Origin of the sequence: Streptomyces sp. MS19, from assembly GCF_047200595.1 — a bacterium.
Lineage (GTDB): Bacteria > Actinomycetota > Actinomycetes > Streptomycetales > Streptomycetaceae > Streptomyces.
The window spans coordinates 97,592-115,058 of sequence record NZ_JBJZOH010000009.1; the positions used below are offsets into that span (position 1 = coordinate 97,592).

The 17,467-nt window shown below is 72.8% G+C and carries 19 protein-coding genes and 1 tRNA gene; 11 read left to right on the forward strand and 9 right to left on the reverse strand.

All coding sequences use genetic code 11. From position 1 onward, the window contains the following. Positions 1 to 8 precede the first annotated feature (8 nt). The 3 genes from aroA (at position 9) to hisN (ending at position 3,267) form a co-directional block, all read left to right on the forward strand. Positions 9 to 1,361, forward strand: coding sequence for a 3-phosphoshikimate 1-carboxyvinyltransferase (aroA, locus tag ACL02R_RS12245; protein ID WP_412796892.1), 1,353 nt, complete (start codon positions 9 to 11; stop codon positions 1,359 to 1,361). A gap of 16 nt (positions 1,362 to 1,377) precedes the next feature. Continuing rightward, the gene (gene rsgA / locus ACL02R_RS12250; protein ID WP_412796893.1) at positions 1,378 to 2,397 is read left to right on the forward strand and encodes a ribosome small subunit-dependent GTPase A; all 1,020 of its coding nucleotides are present in this window, start codon (positions 1,378 to 1,380) and stop codon (positions 2,395 to 2,397) included. A 75-nt stretch (positions 2,398 to 2,472) separates the two neighbouring features. Further along, positions 2,473 to 3,267: a histidinol-phosphatase gene (gene hisN / locus ACL02R_RS12255; RefSeq protein WP_362964769.1), complete on the forward strand. Its 795-nt coding sequence runs from the start codon at positions 2,473 to 2,475 to the stop codon at positions 3,265 to 3,267. A gap of 89 nt (positions 3,268 to 3,356) precedes the next feature. Here the strand turns inward: hisN and ACL02R_RS12260 are convergent, their stop codons facing one another. Then, positions 3,357 to 4,808, reverse strand: a complete 1,452-nt coding sequence (locus tag ACL02R_RS12260) for a catalase (protein WP_412796988.1) — start codon at positions 4,806 to 4,808, stop codon at positions 3,357 to 3,359. Between the two features lie 170 nt (positions 4,809 to 4,978). On the opposite strand from ACL02R_RS12260, the gene ACL02R_RS12265 reads away from it, so the two are divergent. From ACL02R_RS12265 to ACL02R_RS12275, 3 genes are all read left to right on the forward strand, one after another. Next, positions 4,979 to 5,401: a Fur family transcriptional regulator gene (locus tag ACL02R_RS12265; protein ID WP_362964767.1), complete on the forward strand. Its 423-nt coding sequence runs from the start codon at positions 4,979 to 4,981 to the stop codon at positions 5,399 to 5,401. 51 nt (positions 5,402 to 5,452) lie between these two features. After that, positions 5,453 to 5,526, forward strand: a tRNA-Met gene (locus ACL02R_RS12270). A gap of 75 nt (positions 5,527 to 5,601) precedes the next feature. Then, entirely contained in the window at positions 5,602 to 6,492 is an 891-nt protein-coding gene (locus tag ACL02R_RS12275) for an acyl-CoA thioesterase (protein WP_412796894.1), read from the forward strand. Here the strand turns inward: ACL02R_RS12275 and ACL02R_RS12280 are convergent. From ACL02R_RS12280 to ACL02R_RS12300, 5 genes are all read right to left on the reverse strand, one after another. Then, complete coding sequence (locus tag ACL02R_RS12280; RefSeq protein ID WP_412796895.1) at positions 6,419 to 7,357, reverse strand: GNAT family N-acetyltransferase; 939 nt, start codon at positions 7,355 to 7,357, stop codon at positions 6,419 to 6,421. The genes ACL02R_RS12275 and ACL02R_RS12280 overlap by 74 nt on opposite strands. Next, a complete protein-coding gene (locus tag ACL02R_RS12285; protein ID WP_412796896.1) occupies positions 7,354 to 8,142 on the reverse strand; it encodes a phosphatase in 789 nt (262 codons plus the stop codon). The genes ACL02R_RS12280 and ACL02R_RS12285 overlap by 4 nt, the downstream gene beginning before the upstream one ends. 24 nt (positions 8,143 to 8,166) lie before the next feature. Continuing rightward, positions 8,167 to 9,393 (reverse strand): low temperature requirement protein A, encoded by a 1,227-nt coding sequence (locus tag ACL02R_RS12290; protein ID WP_412796897.1) that lies wholly within the window; start codon positions 9,391 to 9,393, stop codon positions 8,167 to 8,169. Positions 9,394 to 9,548: 155 nt separating this feature from the next. Continuing rightward, complete coding sequence (locus ACL02R_RS12295; protein ID WP_412796898.1) at positions 9,549 to 9,743, reverse strand: DUF3618 domain-containing protein; 195 nt, start codon at positions 9,741 to 9,743, stop codon at positions 9,549 to 9,551. Next, positions 9,719 to 10,114 (reverse strand): phage holin family protein, encoded by a 396-nt coding sequence (locus ACL02R_RS12300; protein WP_412796899.1) that lies wholly within the window; start codon positions 10,112 to 10,114, stop codon positions 9,719 to 9,721. Before ACL02R_RS12300 ends, ACL02R_RS12295 begins: the two co-directional genes overlap by 25 nt. Before the next feature lie 228 nt (positions 10,115 to 10,342). Between ACL02R_RS12300 and ACL02R_RS12305 the strand changes: the two genes are divergently transcribed. The 4 genes from ACL02R_RS12305 (at position 10,343) to ACL02R_RS12320 (ending at position 15,743) form a co-directional block, all read left to right on the forward strand. Next, positions 10,343 to 12,430, forward strand: a complete 2,088-nt coding sequence (locus tag ACL02R_RS12305) for a lectin-like domain-containing protein (protein ID WP_412796900.1) — start codon at positions 10,343 to 10,345, stop codon at positions 12,428 to 12,430. Between the two features lie 215 nt (positions 12,431 to 12,645). Continuing rightward, on the forward strand, positions 12,646 to 13,179 hold the full coding sequence (locus tag ACL02R_RS12310) for a hypothetical protein (protein WP_412796901.1): 534 nt from the start codon (positions 12,646 to 12,648) through the stop codon (positions 13,177 to 13,179). A gap of 249 nt (positions 13,180 to 13,428) precedes the next feature. Further along, on the forward strand, positions 13,429 to 14,622 hold the full coding sequence (locus ACL02R_RS12315; RefSeq protein WP_412796902.1) for a methyltransferase domain-containing protein: 1,194 nt from the start codon (positions 13,429 to 13,431) through the stop codon (positions 14,620 to 14,622). 17 nt (positions 14,623 to 14,639) lie between these two features. Then, on the forward strand, positions 14,640 to 15,743 hold the full coding sequence (locus ACL02R_RS12320) for a methyltransferase domain-containing protein (RefSeq protein WP_412796903.1): 1,104 nt from the start codon (positions 14,640 to 14,642) through the stop codon (positions 15,741 to 15,743). A gap of 52 nt (positions 15,744 to 15,795) precedes the next feature. On the opposite strand, the gene ACL02R_RS12325 is transcribed toward ACL02R_RS12320, so the two are convergent. The 3 genes from ACL02R_RS12325 to ACL02R_RS12335 are packed head-to-tail and all read right to left on the reverse strand — an operon-like array spanning position 15,796 to position 17,044. Then, positions 15,796 to 15,990: a DUF397 domain-containing protein gene (locus ACL02R_RS12325; protein ID WP_412796904.1), complete on the reverse strand. Its 195-nt coding sequence runs from the start codon at positions 15,988 to 15,990 to the stop codon at positions 15,796 to 15,798. A 26-nt stretch (positions 15,991 to 16,016) separates the two neighbouring features. Further along, positions 16,017 to 16,211, reverse strand: a complete 195-nt coding sequence (locus ACL02R_RS12330) for a DUF397 domain-containing protein (RefSeq protein ID WP_412796905.1) — start codon at positions 16,209 to 16,211, stop codon at positions 16,017 to 16,019. Next, entirely contained in the window at positions 16,208 to 17,044 is an 837-nt protein-coding gene (locus ACL02R_RS12335) for a helix-turn-helix domain-containing protein (protein ID WP_412796906.1), read from the reverse strand. The genes ACL02R_RS12330 and ACL02R_RS12335 overlap by 4 nt, the downstream gene beginning before the upstream one ends. A gap of 141 nt (positions 17,045 to 17,185) precedes the next feature. Here ACL02R_RS12335 and ACL02R_RS12340 point away from each other — a divergent pair, with 141 nt between their 5' ends. Further along, positions 17,186 to 17,449: a hypothetical protein gene (locus ACL02R_RS12340; protein WP_412796907.1), complete on the forward strand. Its 264-nt coding sequence runs from the start codon at positions 17,186 to 17,188 to the stop codon at positions 17,447 to 17,449. The last annotated feature ends 18 nt before the right edge of the window (positions 17,450 to 17,467 follow it).

Here is a 17,467-nt window from a genome sequence, read left to right on the forward strand (position 1 = left end):
TGAGGGGCATGACCGACCAGCACAGCGAAACCCTCGCGCTCTGGCCCGCGCCGTCCGCCGCGGGCACGATCGATGCGACCGTCACCGTGCCGGGATCGAAGTCGGTCACCAACCGCGCGCTCGTCCTCGCCGCCCTGGCCGCCGACTCCTCCTGGCTGCGCCGCCCGCTGCGCTCCCGCGACACCCTGCTGATGGCCGACGCGCTGCGCTCCCTCGGTATCGGCATCGAGGAGACCCTGTCCTCCAGCTCCGCCGTCTCCGGCCTGCCCAGCGGGCGCGGCGAGTCATGGCGGGTCATCCCGGCCGCGCCGCAGGCGCCCGCCGCCGTGGACGTCGGCAACGCGGGTACGGTCATGCGCTTCCTGCCGCCGCTGGCCGCCCTCGCCGAGGGCCCGGTCCGCTTCGACGGCGACCCGCGCTCGCACGTACGGCCACTCCACTCCCTCATCGACGCGCTGCGCGCCCTCGGCGCCAGGATCGACGACGAGGGGCGCGGCGGCCTGCCGATGACGGTCCACGGCGCCGGTTCGCTCGACGGCGGGTACGTGGAGGTGGACGCGTCGTCGTCGTCGCAGTTCATCAGCGCGCTGCTGCTGTCCGCGCCCCGCTTCAACCAGGGCGTCGAACTGCGCCACACCGGCCGCACCCTCCCGTCGCTGCCCCACATCCGCATGACGGTGGACATGCTGCGCGCCGCCGGCGTCCAGGTGGACTCGCCCGATTCGGGCGGCGAGCCGGACGTCTGGCGCGTCACCCCGGGCGCCCTCCTCGGCCGCGACCTGGTGGTCGAGCCCGACCTGTCGAACGCGCAGCCGTTCCTCGCCGCCGCGCTGATCACCGGCGGCCGCGTCACCATCCCCGACTGGCCCGTGCGGACCACGCAGCCGGGCGACGCGCTGCGCGACCTCCTCACCGCCATGGGCGGCTCCTGCACGCTCGACGAGCGCGGGCTGACGCTCACCGGCACCGGGCGCGTCCTCGGCATCGACGCCGACCTGAGCGAGGTCGGCGAGCTGACGCCGGGCATCGCGGCCGTCGCGGCGCTGGCCGAGGGCGAGTCGGTGCTGCGCGGCGTCTCCCACCTGCGGCTGCACGAGACGGACCGCCTCGCCGCGCTCACCAAGGAGATCAACTCCCTGGGCGGCGACGTCACCGAGACCGAGGACGGCCTGCGCATCCGCCCGCGTCCGCTGCACGGCGGCGTGTTCCACACGTACGAGGACCACCGTCTCGCCACCGCCGCCGCCGTCATCGGGCTGGCGGTGGAGGGCATCGAGGTGGAGGACATCGCGACCACGGGCAAGACCATGCCGGACTTCCCCGACATGTGGCGGGCCATGCTCGCCGGGGACGCGGCGTAGGGACCGGGCCGCCGCGATGCGCCGGTACGGCAAGAACCCCGACGAGGACGACATCCCCGTCCGCCCCGGGCGCCGGGGCAGCAGGCCCCGCACGCAGCGCCGCCCCGCGCACGAGGACGCGCGGGAGGGCCTCGTCCTCACCGTGGACCGCGGCCGGGTGACATGCCTGGTGGAGGACCGGACGGTCACCGCGATGAAGGCCCGCGAGCTGGGCCGCAAGAGCGTGGTCGTCGGCGACCGTGTGGCCGTCGTCGGCGACCTGTCGGGCCGCAAGGACACCCTGGCCCGGGTCGTCCGCGTCGAGGAGCGCACGTCCACGCTGCGGCGCACGGCGGACGACGACGACCCGTTCGAGCGCGTGGTGGTGGCCAACGCGGACCAGCTCGCCATCGTCACGGCGCTCGCCGACCCCGAGCCGAGGCCGCGCCTGATCGACCGCTGCCTCGTCGCGGCGTACGACGCCGGGCTCGCACCGCTGCTGATCCTCACCAAGGCCGACCTGGCGTCGCCGGCGCCGCTGCTGGACGCGTACGCGCCGCTGGGTATCCGTCATGTGGTGACCAGCGCCGAGGAGTTCGACGAGGGCGGGGACGCGACGGCGGCCGTCGCCGAGGTGCGGGGGCTGCTGACCGGCCGCACCACGGCGTTCGTCGGGCACAGCGGTGTCGGGAAGACGACGCTGGTGAACGCGCTGGTGCCCGAGCGGCAGCGCGCCACGGGCGTGGTGAACGCGGTGACGGGCCGGGGCCGCCACACGACGGTCTCCGCGCTCGCGCTGCCGCTGCCTGACATGCCGGGCTGGGTGATCGACACGCCGGGCGTGCGGTCGTTCGGCCTGCACCACATCGACCCCTCCCGGGTGATCCACGCGTTCCCCGACCTGGAGCCGGGGACCGCCGAGTGCCCGCGGGCGTGCAGCCACGACGAGCCGGACTGCGCGCTGGACGCGTGGGTGGCGGCGGGGCACGCGGACCCGGCGCGGCTCTTCTCGCTGCGGCGGCTGCTGGCCACGCGCGAGCGGCACGACGGTGACTGACGACTGACCGGATCATCATTCGTATGCCCGGCGGGTGGTGTCCGACCGGTCACGCCTGACCGGAATACTGGGGGCATGCCCGATTACCACGATGATCTGCGCCTTGCCCATGTCCTGGCCGACGCCGCGGACGCCACCACCATGGACCGGTTCAAGGCGCTCGACCTCAAGGTCGAGACCAAGCCGGACATGACGCCGGTCACCGAGGCCGACCGGGCCGCCGAGGAACTGCTCCGCTCCTCCCTCCAGCGGGCCAGGCCCAGGGACGCGGTGCTGGGCGAGGAGTACGGCAGCGCGGGCGGCGGGCCGCGCCGCTGGGTGATCGACCCCATCGACGGGACCAAGAACTACGTGCGGGGCGTCCCCGTCTGGGCGACGCTGATCTCGCTCGTGGAGCGCGGCGAGGGCGGCGACCGGCCCGTCGTCGGCGTCGTCTCCGCGCCCGCGCTCGGCCGCCGCTGGTGGGCCCAGCTCGGCGGGGGCGCGTACACCGGGCGCAGCCTGTCGTCCGCGACCCGCCTCCACGTCTCGCGGGTGGCGCGCCTCCAGGACGCCTCGTTCTCCTACTCGTCGCTGTCCGGCTGGCAGGAGCGCAACCGCCTCGGCGCGTTCCTCGACCTGACGCGCGCCTGCTGGCGTACGCGGGCGTACGGCGACTTCTGGTCGTACATGATGGTCGCCGAGGGCTCGGTGGACATCTGCGCCGAGCCCGAGCTGTCCCTGTGGGACATGGCGGCGCCCGCGATCGTCGTGCAGGAGGCGGGCGGGCGCTTCACCGGGCTCGACGGCGTGGACGGCCCGTTCGGCGCGGACGCCGCGGCCTCCAACGGGCTGCTGCACGACGAGCTGCTGCGCGGCCTCGGCGGCTGACCCCTCGTACGACATGCGCCGGGGCGGCCGGTGGGATGCACCGGCCGCCCCGGGGGTTACGGCAAACGGTCCGCCGGAGCGGAGCTCGCTCAGGCGCGGAGGGCCTGGACCGCGGCCTGGAGCCGCTTGCCGTAGTCCTCGTCCGCCTTGCGGAAGTTCTCGATGGCCCGCTCGGCGATGTCCTCACGGGAGACACCGGCGATGCTGCCCGCCAGGTTCTCGATCAGACGGTCCTTCTCCTCGTCCGTCATCAGGCGGTAGAGGTTCCCGGCCTGGACGAAGTCGTCGTCCTCGGCGTGCAGCGGCGTCACGTGGTCGCCGGTGAGGCCCTGGACGGGGACGGGCTCCCACAGCGGGCGGTCGGTCTGCGCCGGGCCGCCGAAGCTGTTGGGCTCGTAGTTCTTCGCGCCGCCGTGCCGGCCGTCGTACGCCGCGCCGTCACGGCCGTGGCTGTTGGCCTCGGTGGCGTGCGGGCGGTTGACGGGCAGCTGGTCGGCGTTGATGCCGACGCGGTAGCGGTGCGCGTCGCCGTACGCGAACAGGCGGCCCTGGAGCATCTTGTCCGGCGAGGGGCCGATGCCCGGCACGAAGTGGTGCGGGGAGAAGATCGACTGCTCGACCTCGGCGAAGACGTTCTGCGGGTTGCGGTTCAGCTCCAGCTTGCCGATCTCGACCAGCGGGTAGTCCGCGTGCGGCCACACCTTGGTGAGGTCGAACGGGTTGAAGCGGTACGCCGCGGCCTCGGCGGCCGGCATGATCTGCACCGACACGGTCCAGGTCGGGTACTCGCCGCGCTCGATGGCCTCGCGCAGGTCGCGCTGGTGGCTGTCCGGGTCGGCGCCGGCCAGGGCGGCGGCGTCGGCGGCGGTCAGGTTCCTGATGCCCTGGTCCGTCTTGAAGTGGTACTTGACCCAGAACGCCTCGCCCGCCTCGTTCGACCACTGGAACGTGTGCGAGCCGAAGCCGTCCATGTGGCGGTAGGAGGCCGGGATGCCGCGGTCGCCGAACAGCCAGGTCACCTGGTGGGTGGACTCGGGCGACAGACCCCAGAAGTCCCAGACGTTGTCCGCCTCCTGCGAGCCGGTGTACGGGTCGCGCTTCTGGGTGTGGATGAAGTCGGGGAACTTGATGGCGTCCCGGATGAAGAAGACCGGGGTGTTGTTCCCGACGAGGTCGTAGTTGCCTTCCTCGGTGTAGAACTTCAGCGAGAAGCCGCGCGGGTCGCGCACCGCGTCCGCCGCGCCGAGGTTGCCCGCGACGGTGGAGAAGCGCAGGAAGACCTCGGTCTGCTTGCCGATCTCGGACAGGAACTTCGCCCGGGTGTACGGGGTCGCGTCGGCGGTGACGGTGAAGGTGCCGTACGCGCCGGCGCCGCGGGCGTGCACCACGCGCTCCGGAATCCGCTCACGGTTGAAGTGGGCCAGCTTCTCGATGAGCAGCTGGTCCTGGATCAGGACGGGACCGCCGGGGCCCGCGCTCTGGCTCTGCTGGTTGTCCGCGACGGGGGCGCCCGTCTCGGTGGTGAGCGGTCCCGCTGCGATCTGGTCGGTCATTTACCTGTCACGCCCTTCAGCTCTCAGGTCTCGTGCGGCGCGGGCCCTTGGCCTTCGCGTTCATCCGATCCTATATTGGACATAGTCTAAGTCAAGACGACTCCTGAAAGCGTACCGAGTCGTTGGCCGGACCGGGACCCACAGTTAGGGTGGACGACATGAGTGACCTGCTGGAGCGCCTGCGCGGCCGCGGCTGGCGGCTGACCGCCCAGCGGCGGGTCATCGCCGAAGTGCTGGACGGCGAACACGTGCACTACACGGCGGACGAGGTGCACGCGCGCGCCGTCGAACGCCTGCCGGAGATCTCGCGCGCCTCCGTCTACAACACGCTGGGCGAACTGGTCGCGCTGGGCGAGGTGATGGAGGTCACCACCGAGGGCGGCCGCGCCAAGCGGTACGACCCGAACGCCCACCGCCCGCACCAGCACCTCGTCTGCTCGGGCTGCGGCACGATGCGGGACGTCCACCTCGTCTCCGACCCGATGGGCGCCCTGCCCGAGGCGGAACGGTTCGGCTTCACCGTCTCCGACGTCACGGTGACCTACTACGGGCGCTGTCCCGAGTGCGGAGCCCGCGCCTGACCGCCGATTTGCACGCCGGACGCGGCCAGGGCTAAGGTGGAGACACAACGACGCGGGGTGGAGCAGCTCGGTAGCTCGCTGGGCTCATAACCCAGAGGTCGCAGGTTCAAATCCTGTCCCCGCTACGGAAAGACGAAGGCCCCGGTCCCCTGGACCGGGGCCTTCGCGCTGCTCCGGCGCCGACCGGGCAGAATCGGCGCATGGACCCTACTCTCCAGTACCTGATCGACCTGCTGGACCTCGAACGCATCGAGCAGGACATCTTCCGGGGCGCGAGCCACGCGTCCGTGATCCCCCGGGTCTTCGGCGGCCAGGTCGCCGCGCAGGCGCTCGTGGCGGCCTGCCGGACCGTTCCCGGGGAGCGGCTGCCGCACTCGCTGCACTCGTACTTCCTGCGTCCCGGGGACCCCGGCGCGCCGATCGTCTACACCGTGGACCGGATCAGGGACGGCCGGTCGTTCACGACGCGGCGGGTGGCGGCCGTGCAGCACGGGCAGGCGATCTTCCACCTGTCGGCCTCGTTCCAGGAGCCGGAGGAGGGGCTCGACCACCAGGTGGCCATGCCGGACGCGCCCGACCCGGAGACGCTGCCGCCCGCCGAGGAGCTGCTGCCGCGCTACGCGGACCGCTTCTGGGACCCGGGCGTGGTGGATCTGCTGCTGGAGGCGCGGCGGGCCATCGACCTGCGGTACGTGGCGGACCCGCCGTTCGCCACGCCGGGCCAGGCGCGGGAGCCGCGTTCCCAGGTGTGGTTCCGGATCGACGGGAAGCTCGCCGGGGAGCACGACACGCCGGTGACGCACGTGGTGCTGGGGACGTATGTCTCGGACATGAACCTGCTGGACTCCGTGCTGCTCGCGCACGGGCGGGGCGGCTGGATGACGGGCGACATCGTGGGCGCCAGCCTGGACCACGCGATGTGGTTCCACCGGCCGTTCCGCGCGGACGAGTGGCTGCTGTACGACACGGACTCGCCGACGTCGCAGGGCGGGCGCGGGCTGGCGCAGGGGCGGATCTTCACGCGGGACGGGCGGCTGGCGGTGTCGGTGGTGCAGGAGGGGCTGATGCGGGTGCCGAGGACCCTGGGGTAGCGGGGCCGAGGGGCCCCCGGCGTACCCAGGTGGTCCACAGCGGGCGGTAGCCGTGGCGGTGCCAGAACGGCCCCGAGACGGGGCTCAGCGCCGCGTAGTGCAGCAGCGTCACGGAGCAGCCCGCCTCGTCCAGCGCCGCGTGGGCGGTGCGGACCAGTGCCGAGCCGATGCCGTCGCCGCGGTGGGGGGCCGCGACGAGGAGCGAGCTGATGTAGCCGGTGCGCCCGGCGCGCGCCCCCCGCGGGTCCTCGGCGGCGAGCAGCCCGACCACGCGCCGTTGCCGTTCCGCCACCCAGACGAGTGAGCGGGCGAGGCGCAGCCGGATGTGGGCGGCCGTCGAGGGCCGGATGACGCAGGAGCCGAACTGGGCGTCCCAGCGCATGCCGTCCAGCCACAGCGCGGCGGCCTCCGCCGCCCACGCGGGGTCGAAAGGGCGGATCAGCGTGCGCGGCCCGGTGCGGGGCGCGGGCAGGGGGCGGCGTGCCGGGCGTACGGCGGCGATGCGCTTGGGCACCATGCCGTGGGCGAGCAGCAGCGGGGTGAGGGCGGCGTCGCGGCTGGGCCAGGTGAAGACGGCCTCGCTGTCGTGGCCGAGCGGCGGCAGCGCGTGGTGCCAGGCGGCGAGGAGTGCGCCGAGGGCGGCCGTACGGGCGGGCTCGGGGAGGCGCGGGTCGGGGCAGGCGTGCAGCTGGTACTGCTCGGCGGCGTGCCAGCTCGCGTCGAACGACTCGGGTGCGGGGCGGTGGCGGCGCAGCAGCCCTTCGGCACCGGGGACGCGCAGGGGGATGTCGCCGGGGGCGGGCGCGGGCAGCGGCCGGTGGCGGGGGAGGAGCGGGTCCAGGGCGCCGGCCCGCCGGTGCCTCACCCCAGCCCGGCCGCGTCGAGGAGGTAGGCGGTCATGGGCTCGTAGAAGCGGGGGTTCTCGACGTGGTCGTCGAGGGGCACGCAGACGGACAGGGTGCCCTCCGCCTCGCCGAGGAACAGCGCGGGGTCGTTGCAGTCGGCGTAGCCGATGGTGTCGATGCCGTACTGCGCGGCGCAGCCCGCCCAGCCGTGGTCGGCGACGACCAGCTCCGGCGGGGCCTCGCCCGCCCGTTCCAGCGCGTCGAGGATCTCGGCCATGGGGCGCGGGGAGTGGGTGTGCCACAGGGACGCGCCGCGCTCGTACATCGCGACGCCCGCGAGCTGGGCGACGACGCCCTCGTCCGCCGTCAGGCCGAGGGGGACGGCGACCATGTCGCAGCCCGCGGCGGCGAGGGCGGCGGCCGTGCGGGCGTGGACGTCGAGGAGGCCGCCGGGGTGGCCGGTGGCGACGAGGACGCGGCGGCGTCCGGCGGCGGCCTTGCGCAGGAGCGTGGCGGCGCGGTCGAGGCCGTCCGCGGTGAGGTCGGCGTCGATGGTGTCCTGGCCGTGGCGGTGGCCGGGGTCCTCGTCCACGCCGCAGCGCTCGGCCATGACGGCGAGGACGTCCTGCTCGTCGGTCCAGCGGTCGCCGAGTTCGAGGCCGAGCCAGTAGTAGGGGTTGCCGTTCGCCAGTTCGCGGTAGTGCGCGAGGTTGTTCTCGCGCGGGGTCGCGACGTCCCCGGCGATCCGGGTGCGGATCAGGTGCTCGATCAGTTCCGGGCGGGTGGGGACGGGCGCGGTCGGCATACGGTCAGTATCGCCCGGAGGGGGTCATTCCCGTACGGGTGTCTCCGAGCTGTGATCTGGGCTGTGATCTGTGCGGTGATCTGCGTGCTCGCGCAGGGCCGCGCGGTGCGAGGCGATGACGCCGAACGCGGTGAGCGCCGTCGTCACCAGGCCCGTCACCAGGCCGGGGGCGCGGGTGAACGTTCCGGCGAGGACGAGCAGCGCGGCGGCGGGGAAGCGCACCGAATCGAGGGTCCGCGCGTGGTGCGGGCGGAACTGGAGGGCCCACAGCGTCAGCAGGTAGACGGCGACGGGGACGGTGAGGGTGGCCGCCGCAGCGGTGGGGCCGAGGTGGCCGTGGTGGGTGACGTGGTCGACGTTCACGGCGAGGCCCGCGCCCACGGCCGTCGCCGATGCGAAGACCAGGTAGTGCCCGTAGCCCCAGACGAAACCGGCGCGGGGGGAGGTCAGGATGCGCTCGGCGGAGCGGGCGAAGTACAGCCACCACATGCAGAAGACGGTGAGCAGTCCGCCGCCCGCCAGCACGTACAGCCGCACGTTCGCCTGGTCCGCGTCCAGTGAGCTCTGCACAGCGCGGGACGCGGCGGCCACCGACTCACCGAGGACGATCATGGTGAACAAGCCGTAGCGCTCGGCGATGTGTCCGGGGTGCCACGGAGTGCGGTGGGCGCGTTCACCGATCAGCGGTACGGACACGTCCAGCAGTGCCAGGACGGGGAAGAGCGGCATCTGCGCGCCGGGTGGGAGGAGCAGCCACAGCAGCCACAGTGTCTGGACGACGGCGAGTCCGGTGGCGAAACGGTAGGACGAGCCGCGTCCCTGCGGGTCGCCGAGCGCGGCGCGCAGCCACAGGGAGATCAGCGCGACGCGGCCGACCGTGTAGCCGGCCGTCACGAGCGCGTAGTCGCCGTCGTCGAACGCGCCGCGCACGCCCGAGGCCAGGATCAGCGCGCCGGTGATCGTCACCAGGGCGGCGATGCGGTAGGCGACGTCGTCCGTGTCGTAGGCGGACGCGAACCAGGTGAAGCCCATCCAGGCCCACCAGAGCGCGAAGAAGGCGGCGAGGTAGCCGGGGACGGCGTGGCCGATGCGGTCCTCGGTGAGGAAGTGGTGCAGGACCGACGAGATCTGGGCGACGGCGACGACGAAGCAGAGGTCGAAGAAGAGTTCCAGGGGGGTGGCGGTGCGGTGTTCCTCGTCGCGGTCGCGGGCGGTCATCCGCCGGTGCCAGAGGTGGTGGTGCGTGCCCATCGTTCCGCCCGTTCCGCTGCCCGTCGTGCCGGTGTCCGTCGTGCCGGTGGGGAATGCCCCGGTTTGCCCCGGTGTCGTCGTACGGGCATTGTGCACGGGCGGACGGCCGGCCGGTGGGTACCGGCCGGCCGTGCGTCACGCGGTCCCTGGGCGGTTCAGCCGTGGCGCCGGGACACGCGGCGCAGGGCGCGTTCCGCCGTGTCGCGGACCCGTGCGCCCCGGCGGCGGGCGATCCCGGCCGGGTGGACCTTGCGGACCAGCGCGTCCAGGTCGGCGCCGAGGCGGGCGCGGGTGCGCGCGATGTCGTTCTTCAGCTGATCGGATGTCACCGAGTGGGATGACGGGCCCATTCCGCGTCCTCCTTCAGGCTTGCGACGGTCTTCGGCGCGGCGCCGAGGCCCCGCAGGCGCGACCGTCCGGCAACGGCGAGCACGAGCCCGATGACGGCCCAGGCGCCCGCCACGATCAGCGCCGCCCACACCTCGTCGAGCACGTGGGCCAGCGCGAACACACCGGCCAGCGATCCGAAGAGGACGGCCAGCAGACCGGCGAATCCCGCGACGCCGAACATCCCGGCGGAGCCGCCCGCCCGGACGGCCTCCTCGCGGATCTCCGTCTTCGCCAGCGCGGTCTCCTGGCGGAACAGCGTCTCCACGTCGGACGTCACATCGGACACCAGCTCGCCGACGGACGGGTCGCGCGTGGGCGTTGACCGCGACATTCCACACCTCCAGGGGTTCGGGTGTCGGTCCGGCAGTGCCCCGTGTCACACCGGCCGGGTCCCGCGACGGGTAACCAGCGGTTCCCCGTCCGAAACGGCGCGCGCCCGAGGCCGTGCGCCCCCTGTGCGGCGGCATCCCCGCGCGGCGGCCGGGCGTCGGCGGGTGAGCCGTTACGGTAAGCGACCATGAGAGTCCGAATTGTTGGCCAAGGTGCCGTTTCGCGAAGTTTGCTGGAGGCGCGGCGGCTGGCCGGAGCGGGCCTCGGGGCACTGGGCCTGACGGCCGCCGCGCTGGTCGCGCCGTCCGTGGCCCAGGCGCAGCCGGTGGGCCCGCCGCTGGTGGACGAGACGTTCACCGGCGCGACGGCGGACGCCGACTTCCTGGCGTACGGTTCCGCCTGCCTGACCGGCGCCCCCGCCGACGGCGCGCTCCCGCCGGGCGGACACCCCCTCGGCGGCTGCCCGGCCGCCTCGGAGGGGCCCGTGCCCCCGCCGGACGGCGCCCCGTACGGCTACCTGCGGCTGACGGACGCCTCGCGCGACCAGGCGGGCGCCGTGCTCCACGAGCAGGCGATCCCGGCGACGCGGGGCCTGGTGACGACGTTCGAGCAGTGGCAGTACGGCGGGGCGACCGAGGTTCCCGCGGACGGCATCTCGTTCTTCCTGATCGACGGCTCGGCGTCGCTGACGGCGCCGGGCGCGTTCGGCGGCAGCCTCGGCTACGCGCAGAAGCTGCCGGACGACGACCCGGCCAACCCGTTCCTGCCGGGCGTCGACCACGGCTACCTGGGGGTCGGGCTCGATGTCCTCGGCAACTACTTCGGCGACTGGGAGCAGCGCGGCAACGGCTGTGCCGAGCGCTCCCCGGCCGGGACGGTCTTCCGCGTCCCCGCCCCCGGGCCCGACATGGTCACGCTGCGCGGTCCGGGCAACGGCACCGAGGGGTACTGCTTCCTCACCGCGACGACCGGCAACTTCACGACTGAGGGCCCCTGGCCCTCCACCCTGCCCGGCGAACTCCACGGCCCGACGACGACGCTGCCGCCCGACGCGACGCCGGAGGAGGCCGAGGCGCTGCTCGAACCGTCGCGCCGCACCGTCACCGTCGAGATCAGCCCGGCGCCCGACCCGGTGGTCACCGTCTCCATCGACTTCCACGACGGGAACGGGACGCGGGAGGTCCTGTCCACGCCCGCGCCGCAGCCGGTGCCCGAGACCTACAAGTTCGGCTTCGCCGCCTCGACGGGCGCGTTCACCGACGTGCACCTGATCAGGAACGTCGTCGTCCACCCGGCCGCCGAGCTGCCGGACATCAGCCTCGTCAAGCAGATCCCGGCCGACGCCGGTCTGCCGCAACCGGTCGAGGTCGGGACGCGCGTGCCGTACGAGTACGTCGTCACGAACGCGGGGGGCACGGTGCTCACCGGCGTGACGGTCACCGACGACCACGTCACGGACGTGGCGTGCCCCGAGACGACGCTGGCGCCCGGACAGAGCGTGACCTGCACCGGGAGCTACGTCGTGACGGCTGCGGACGGCACGGCCGGGTCGGTCACCAACACGGCCGTCGCGGACGGGACATCGGGCGGCGCGACGATCACCTCACCGCCGGACTCGGTGACCGTCGGGGTCGCGCCCGCGCCCAGCGCGTCGATCGCCCTCGACAAGTCGGCGCCGCCCGGCCCCTACGCCGTCGGTGACACCGTCATGTACGACTACCTCGTCACCAACACCGGCGGGACGGCGATCGAAGGACTGGTGGTCGAGGACGACCTGCTCGCTTCGGTGGACTGCCCGGTCACCGCGCTCGCGCCGGGCGAGAGCACGACGTGCACGGGCGCGTACGTGGTCACGGAGGCCGACGCCGGGGCCGGGTTCGTCACCAACATCGCGACGGCGAGCGGCGATTCCGGGGGCGTCCCGGTGGTCTCGCCGCCGGACGAGGTGACGGTGCCGGTCGAGCCGGAGGACGGCGGACTGAGCCTGGTGAAGACGGCGAAGCACGAGGGCCCGTACAAGTTCGGCGACAAGGTGCACTACAGGTACACGGTCACCAACGAGACGGGCCGCACGCTGGACGGCCTGACCGTGGACGACGACCTCGTCGCCGACGTGGCCTGCCCCGACACCACACTGGAGCCGGGCGAGTCGGTCACCTGCACGGGCACGTACCGGATCGAGAAGGCGCCGGGCGTCTGCGGCTGGCTGACGAACACGGCCGTCGCGACGGCGGGCGGCGTCCGTTCCCACGAGGCGAAGGCGACCGTCCTGCTGAAGAAACCCTGCGACAAGCACCCCAAGCCGCACGCGGCCTGATCCCCTGACGGTCCCGGCCACGGATGACACCGTGGCCGGGACCGCGCGTCTTCCCGGTGGGTGCCGCGGCGCAGGACGCGGGACGGCCTCTTGCCGGTCCCGGCGCGGAGAGGCCAGGCTCGGGGATGCGGGAGCTGATCTACCTGTCCGAGCGCAAGCTCGCCCAGTTCCATGAGGAAGGCAGCCGTCGTCGTCGCCGCCTGTGAAGGCGGCGCGTGGACGAACTCGGGGCCACCGCGCCCCTCGGCCTTGGCGAGGTGCAGGTCACGCTGGGCGACGCCCCGCGGGAGGGGCCGGGCCTGGACCGGGTGCTCAGGCACCTGGACGGCATGACCCCGAGGCCCGGCGCGTACACCGAGGTCCCGCCGGACGCCGGCCGGTGGGTGACGTTCACGACGCGCGTGAACTACGAGGTGGTCCGCCCGACCGAGGACGGATGGGACGAAGACGGCCGACCCGTCGAACGCGCGGTCGGACCACCGGCCGTCATGTTCTGGGAACCCCATGTGCCGTGGACGCCTTGGGACCGCGCCACGCCCCGCCTGGTGTTCCACGGGTCCCCCGGCCATCTGCTGGGCCTCGGCGCCCAGGCTCCGGAGCCCACAGGCCTGTCCGTGTCCCGCAGCATGCCTCCCGGCTTCATGGACCTGCTGTACGGCAGCAGCCCCCGCAACGGGGAGCACCCCGGCGGGGCACTCGGGAACCTGCTGCACCAGCTCGACAAGCGCGAGGGTCACGTTCGGCCTTGAGGTCCCGTTCTCCGTGGGCGGGCACTCGGCGCGGGTGCGGGCCGTGGTGGCGAGCCCGCTGTACGTCGAGCGCGCGGCTGCCTGACGTGCGGCGTGGGGCATGGGGGCGGCGGGGAACGCCGACGACGCACGGGTGCTTTACCGTTGCTCCTCGTGAGCGATCAGCGCGCAAGCGGACAGCCCGGCCGAGCCGGCCGTCCCCGTCCTCCGGCCGAACCGGGCGGCGAGGGCAACGGGTGGGCGAGCGCGGTGACTTCATGTTCCACGGCGGTCCCGGCCCCGGGTGACATCGGTGCCGGGACCGCGTATCTCCTCGACCGGATCGCCGCCTACCTCGGCCATGCGGTGCCCGCCGAGTGGGCCGACGCGTTCCGGGCCGTGCCACGGCACCGGTTCCTGCCCGGCCGGGTGTGGCTGCCCGACCAGGCCGCCGGTTACGTGCCGTGCGACCGCGCGCGCGATCCTGAACGCTGGTGGGCCGCCGCGTACGGCGACGCCAGCGTGGTCACCCTGGTCGCCGAGGAGGACGACGGCTACCGGCGCCCCCTGTCCTCCGCCTCGGCCCCCGGCGCCGTGCTGCGTATGCTCGAACTGGTCGATCCCGTCCCGGGGTTCCGCGTGCTGGAGATCGGCGCGGGGACCGGGTTCCACGCCGGGCTGCTGGCGCACCGGCTCGGCGAGGACGCGGTGACGAGTGTCGATCTCGACGCCGCACTCGTGGAACGGGCGCGCCGCAACCTGGCGGGCGTCGGCCTGCGCCCCCGGGTCGAGTGCGCGGACGGCGCCGGGGGATGGCCGCAGGAGGCGCCGTACGACGCGGTCGTGGCGACGTGTTCGGTACGGGCCGTCCCGCCCGCCTGGGTGGCGCAGACGCGGCCCGGGGGGCGGATCGTCACCCCGTGGGACTCGGCCTGGGGGGCTTACGGGACGCTCGCGTTGACGGTTCGGCCCGGCGGCGTTGCGGAGGGCCGTTTCCATCCCTTCGGGGCCTACATGCCGCTGCGCGATCCGGCCGCGTCCGGCGGTGGCCTGGCGGGCGACACGTCCGGCACGGTTGGGGCCGATGACGGGGTGACGGCCCTGTCGCCGTGGGCGGTGGCGGGGGAGGACCTGGACGCGCAGTTCGCCGTGGGGCTGCTCGTGCCGGGGGTGTGGCACGCGTGGGACGCCGAGCCCGGGGAGCCGGGCGTGGCGGTGCGGCTCGTGCTGGCCGACGAGGCCGGGGAGTCGTGGGCGTGCATCGACTACGACGGCGAGCGCCACGACCGTTACCGCGTCCGCCAGTCCGGCCCACGCCGCCTCGCGGACGAGGTGACGGCGGCGCATGTGTGGTGGACGGCCCTCGGCCGCCCGCCGGTGTCCCGCTTCGGCGCGACGGCCACCCCCACCGGCCACACACTGTGGCTGGACCACCCGGAGCAGCCGCTCCCGGCGCCGAAGTGACCAAGGAAAGAAACCATATGTCCGCGTTCGAAGAACGGTGGGGCGGGCTGGACTCCGCCATGGCGGAGGCGGGTTGCTGGCCCGAGCGGTCCCCATGGATCAGGGGTGCCATGGCGAGCCTGCCGCGCCACCACTTCGCCGCCGACTGCCTCTGGCGCTGGGGCGGGCGCGCGTACCTGCCGGTGGACCGGGGCGCCGACCCTGACGGGTGGGTGGCCCAGGTCTACGCGGGACCCCATGAGTCGGCGATCACCCAACTCACCAACGGCTGCCCGTCGTCCAGCCTGTCCGCCCCGTCGATCGTGGCGGACATGCTCGACTCGCTGCGCGTGGAACCCGGACACCGGGTGCTCGAACTCGGTGCGGGTACGGGGTGGAACGCGGCGCTGCTCGCCCAACGGGCCGGTTCCGGGCAGGTGGTCTCGGTGGAGGTGGACGGCGGCCTCGCCGCCGCCGCGCGGGAACGGCTGGAGCGCGCGGGGGTCAAGGCCGCGATCGAGGTCGGTGACGGCGCGGCCGGCTGGCCTGCCGGGGCGCCGTTCGATCGGATGATCGCGACGTACGCGGTGGAGGAAGTCCCGTGGGCGTGGGTGGAGCAGACGGTTCCCGGCGGCCGGATCGTCGTGCCCTGGGGGCAGTTGGGGAACGTGGCGCTGACCGTCGCCGCCGATGGCCGCTCGGCGTCCGGGCGGGTCCAAGGGCTGGCCACGTTCATGCCCGACCGGGCCACCACCGGCACTCTGGCCTGGCAGCAGGTCCGTGGCGAGGGGCCCGCGGAACGGGAACGTCTCCTGGCGCGTGACCTCGCGCCTCTGCACGACAACTGGCACCTACGGTTCGCCCTGCGGGTGGCGCTGCCCACTGTGCGGGTGATCACCAAGAACGAGGGTGGCGCGGTGACGGCCTGGGTGCACGACGGCGCCTCGTCCTGGGCGACACTCGACGGCTCGGCGAGCATGACGTGGGGCGGCGGCCCGCGTGATCTCGTGGCGGAGTTGGACCACGCCTGGACCCACTGGACCGAGGCGGGAACACCGGACTACCGCGACTTCGGCCTGACCGTGGAACGCGACACGGGCCAGACCGTCTGGTGCAGGAACCCATCGGCGGGCCCGTACTGACCCACCACACAGCCGGGCCCCCAACAGCCTTGGTTGTTGGGGACCTGTTGGCCTACTTGAGGTGCTGGATGAAGCTGGTCCAGGCGGGGGTGGGGAAGGTGAGGACGTGGCCGGTGCGGTCCTTGGTGTCCCGCACGGGGTGCACGCCGGGGACGTTGCGTGCTACCTCGACGCAGCTTCCGCCTGTTTCGTTGCTGTAGGTGGAGGTGTGCCACTTGGCGGTGCTCAAGTTGAGGTTGGTGCTCATGTGCAGTGCCTCCGATAGGTGTTGGCCTACTTGAGGTGCTGGATGAAGCTGGTCCAGGCGGGGGTGGTGAAGGCCAGGACGTGCCCCGCGCGGTCCTTGGTGTCCCGCACGGGGTGCATGCCCGGCACGTTGCTCGCTACCTCGACACAGTCGCCGCCTGTCTCGTTGGAGTAGGTGGAGGTGTGCCACTCGGCGGTACTGCGGTCGAGGTCCGTGCTCACGAGTTTCTGTAGTCCTTCACAAGGGATTCGATGAATTTCAGAGACGCCTTCGGCGACAGGGCGACAGCCTTGACGTAATCGTAGGACTTCTGAACCTCGGCGACCAACGCCAGGACATCGATCAACTGGCCCGTGTGTGCCGTCTCCGTGTAGACCACCGGTGGTGCGTTCGTGAAGCTCATGAGCTTGAGGTTCTGGTTCATGAGCGGGAAAGCGCCCTGCGAGAACGGCATCACTTGAAGCTCGATACGGTGATGGGAGCGGGCTGTCTCCAACAGGTGCTCCAGTTGCCTGGCCATCACCTCGCCGTCCGACACCGGGATACGCAGGGCGGCTTCATGCACTACCGCCCAGAAAATAGGCGGTGTCGGACGTTGCAGGATGCTCTGCCGCCCGATTCGGCCCGAGACGAGCCTGTCGATCTCCGTCTGCGGTGCGAACGGCAGACCCGCGCGAATCAGACCCCTTGCGTACTCCTCGGTCTGCAAGAGACCAGGAACGACCATGGGCAAGTACTGGCTGATCGTCTCGGCCTGCTCTTCCAGCTCGGCCGCCTTGGCGAAGTACTCCGGGTGCGGTTCGGCCTCGTTGGCCAGCTTGCAGAGGCGCTGCATGTGCTCGCCGGTGCCGAAGATCTCGTCGAACATCTTCGAGATGTCCAACTGCGGGCGGCGGACGGCGGTCTCGAACTGGCCGATGTAGGCGCCGGAGACGAAGACTTGCGCGCCCAGGTCGTCCTGGGAGAACTTCGCGCCCTCGCGGAGGCGGCGGAGTTCGGCGCCGTAGAAGGCGCGGGGGGAGAGGTACGGGTTGAGTTCCTTGGGACGGGTCATCGCCAACGCTCCTGGCTACACGGTCCTTTGCTGGGTCGAAACCCCTGGCGGAGTCTCACTCCGCACCGTCACGCTGTCAGTGCGGATCGTGATTTCGCAAGAGTGAAAGCCCGTTCGAGACGAAAGAGGTCGAAACCCCCCATGTACTACGGAACGAGGCGGTCCATCAAGGCGTCCACCGAGGCGTTCGCCGCCGCCACGAGCGCGGTGGACGACCTCCAGGACGCGCTCGCCCGCGTCGAGATCGTGCTGCCCTCGCTCGGCGTGGACCTCGTCACGGCGACCTCGCCGCTGCACGCGCGGCCGTTGATCGAGCTGGGGCGGTGCAACATCGAGACGGCCCAGGCCCTCGTGGCCGTCCTGCGGGGCGCCGCCCCGGTCGCCGTCGCGGGCGACCAGGGGTGACGCCCCGCCCCGGGGGCC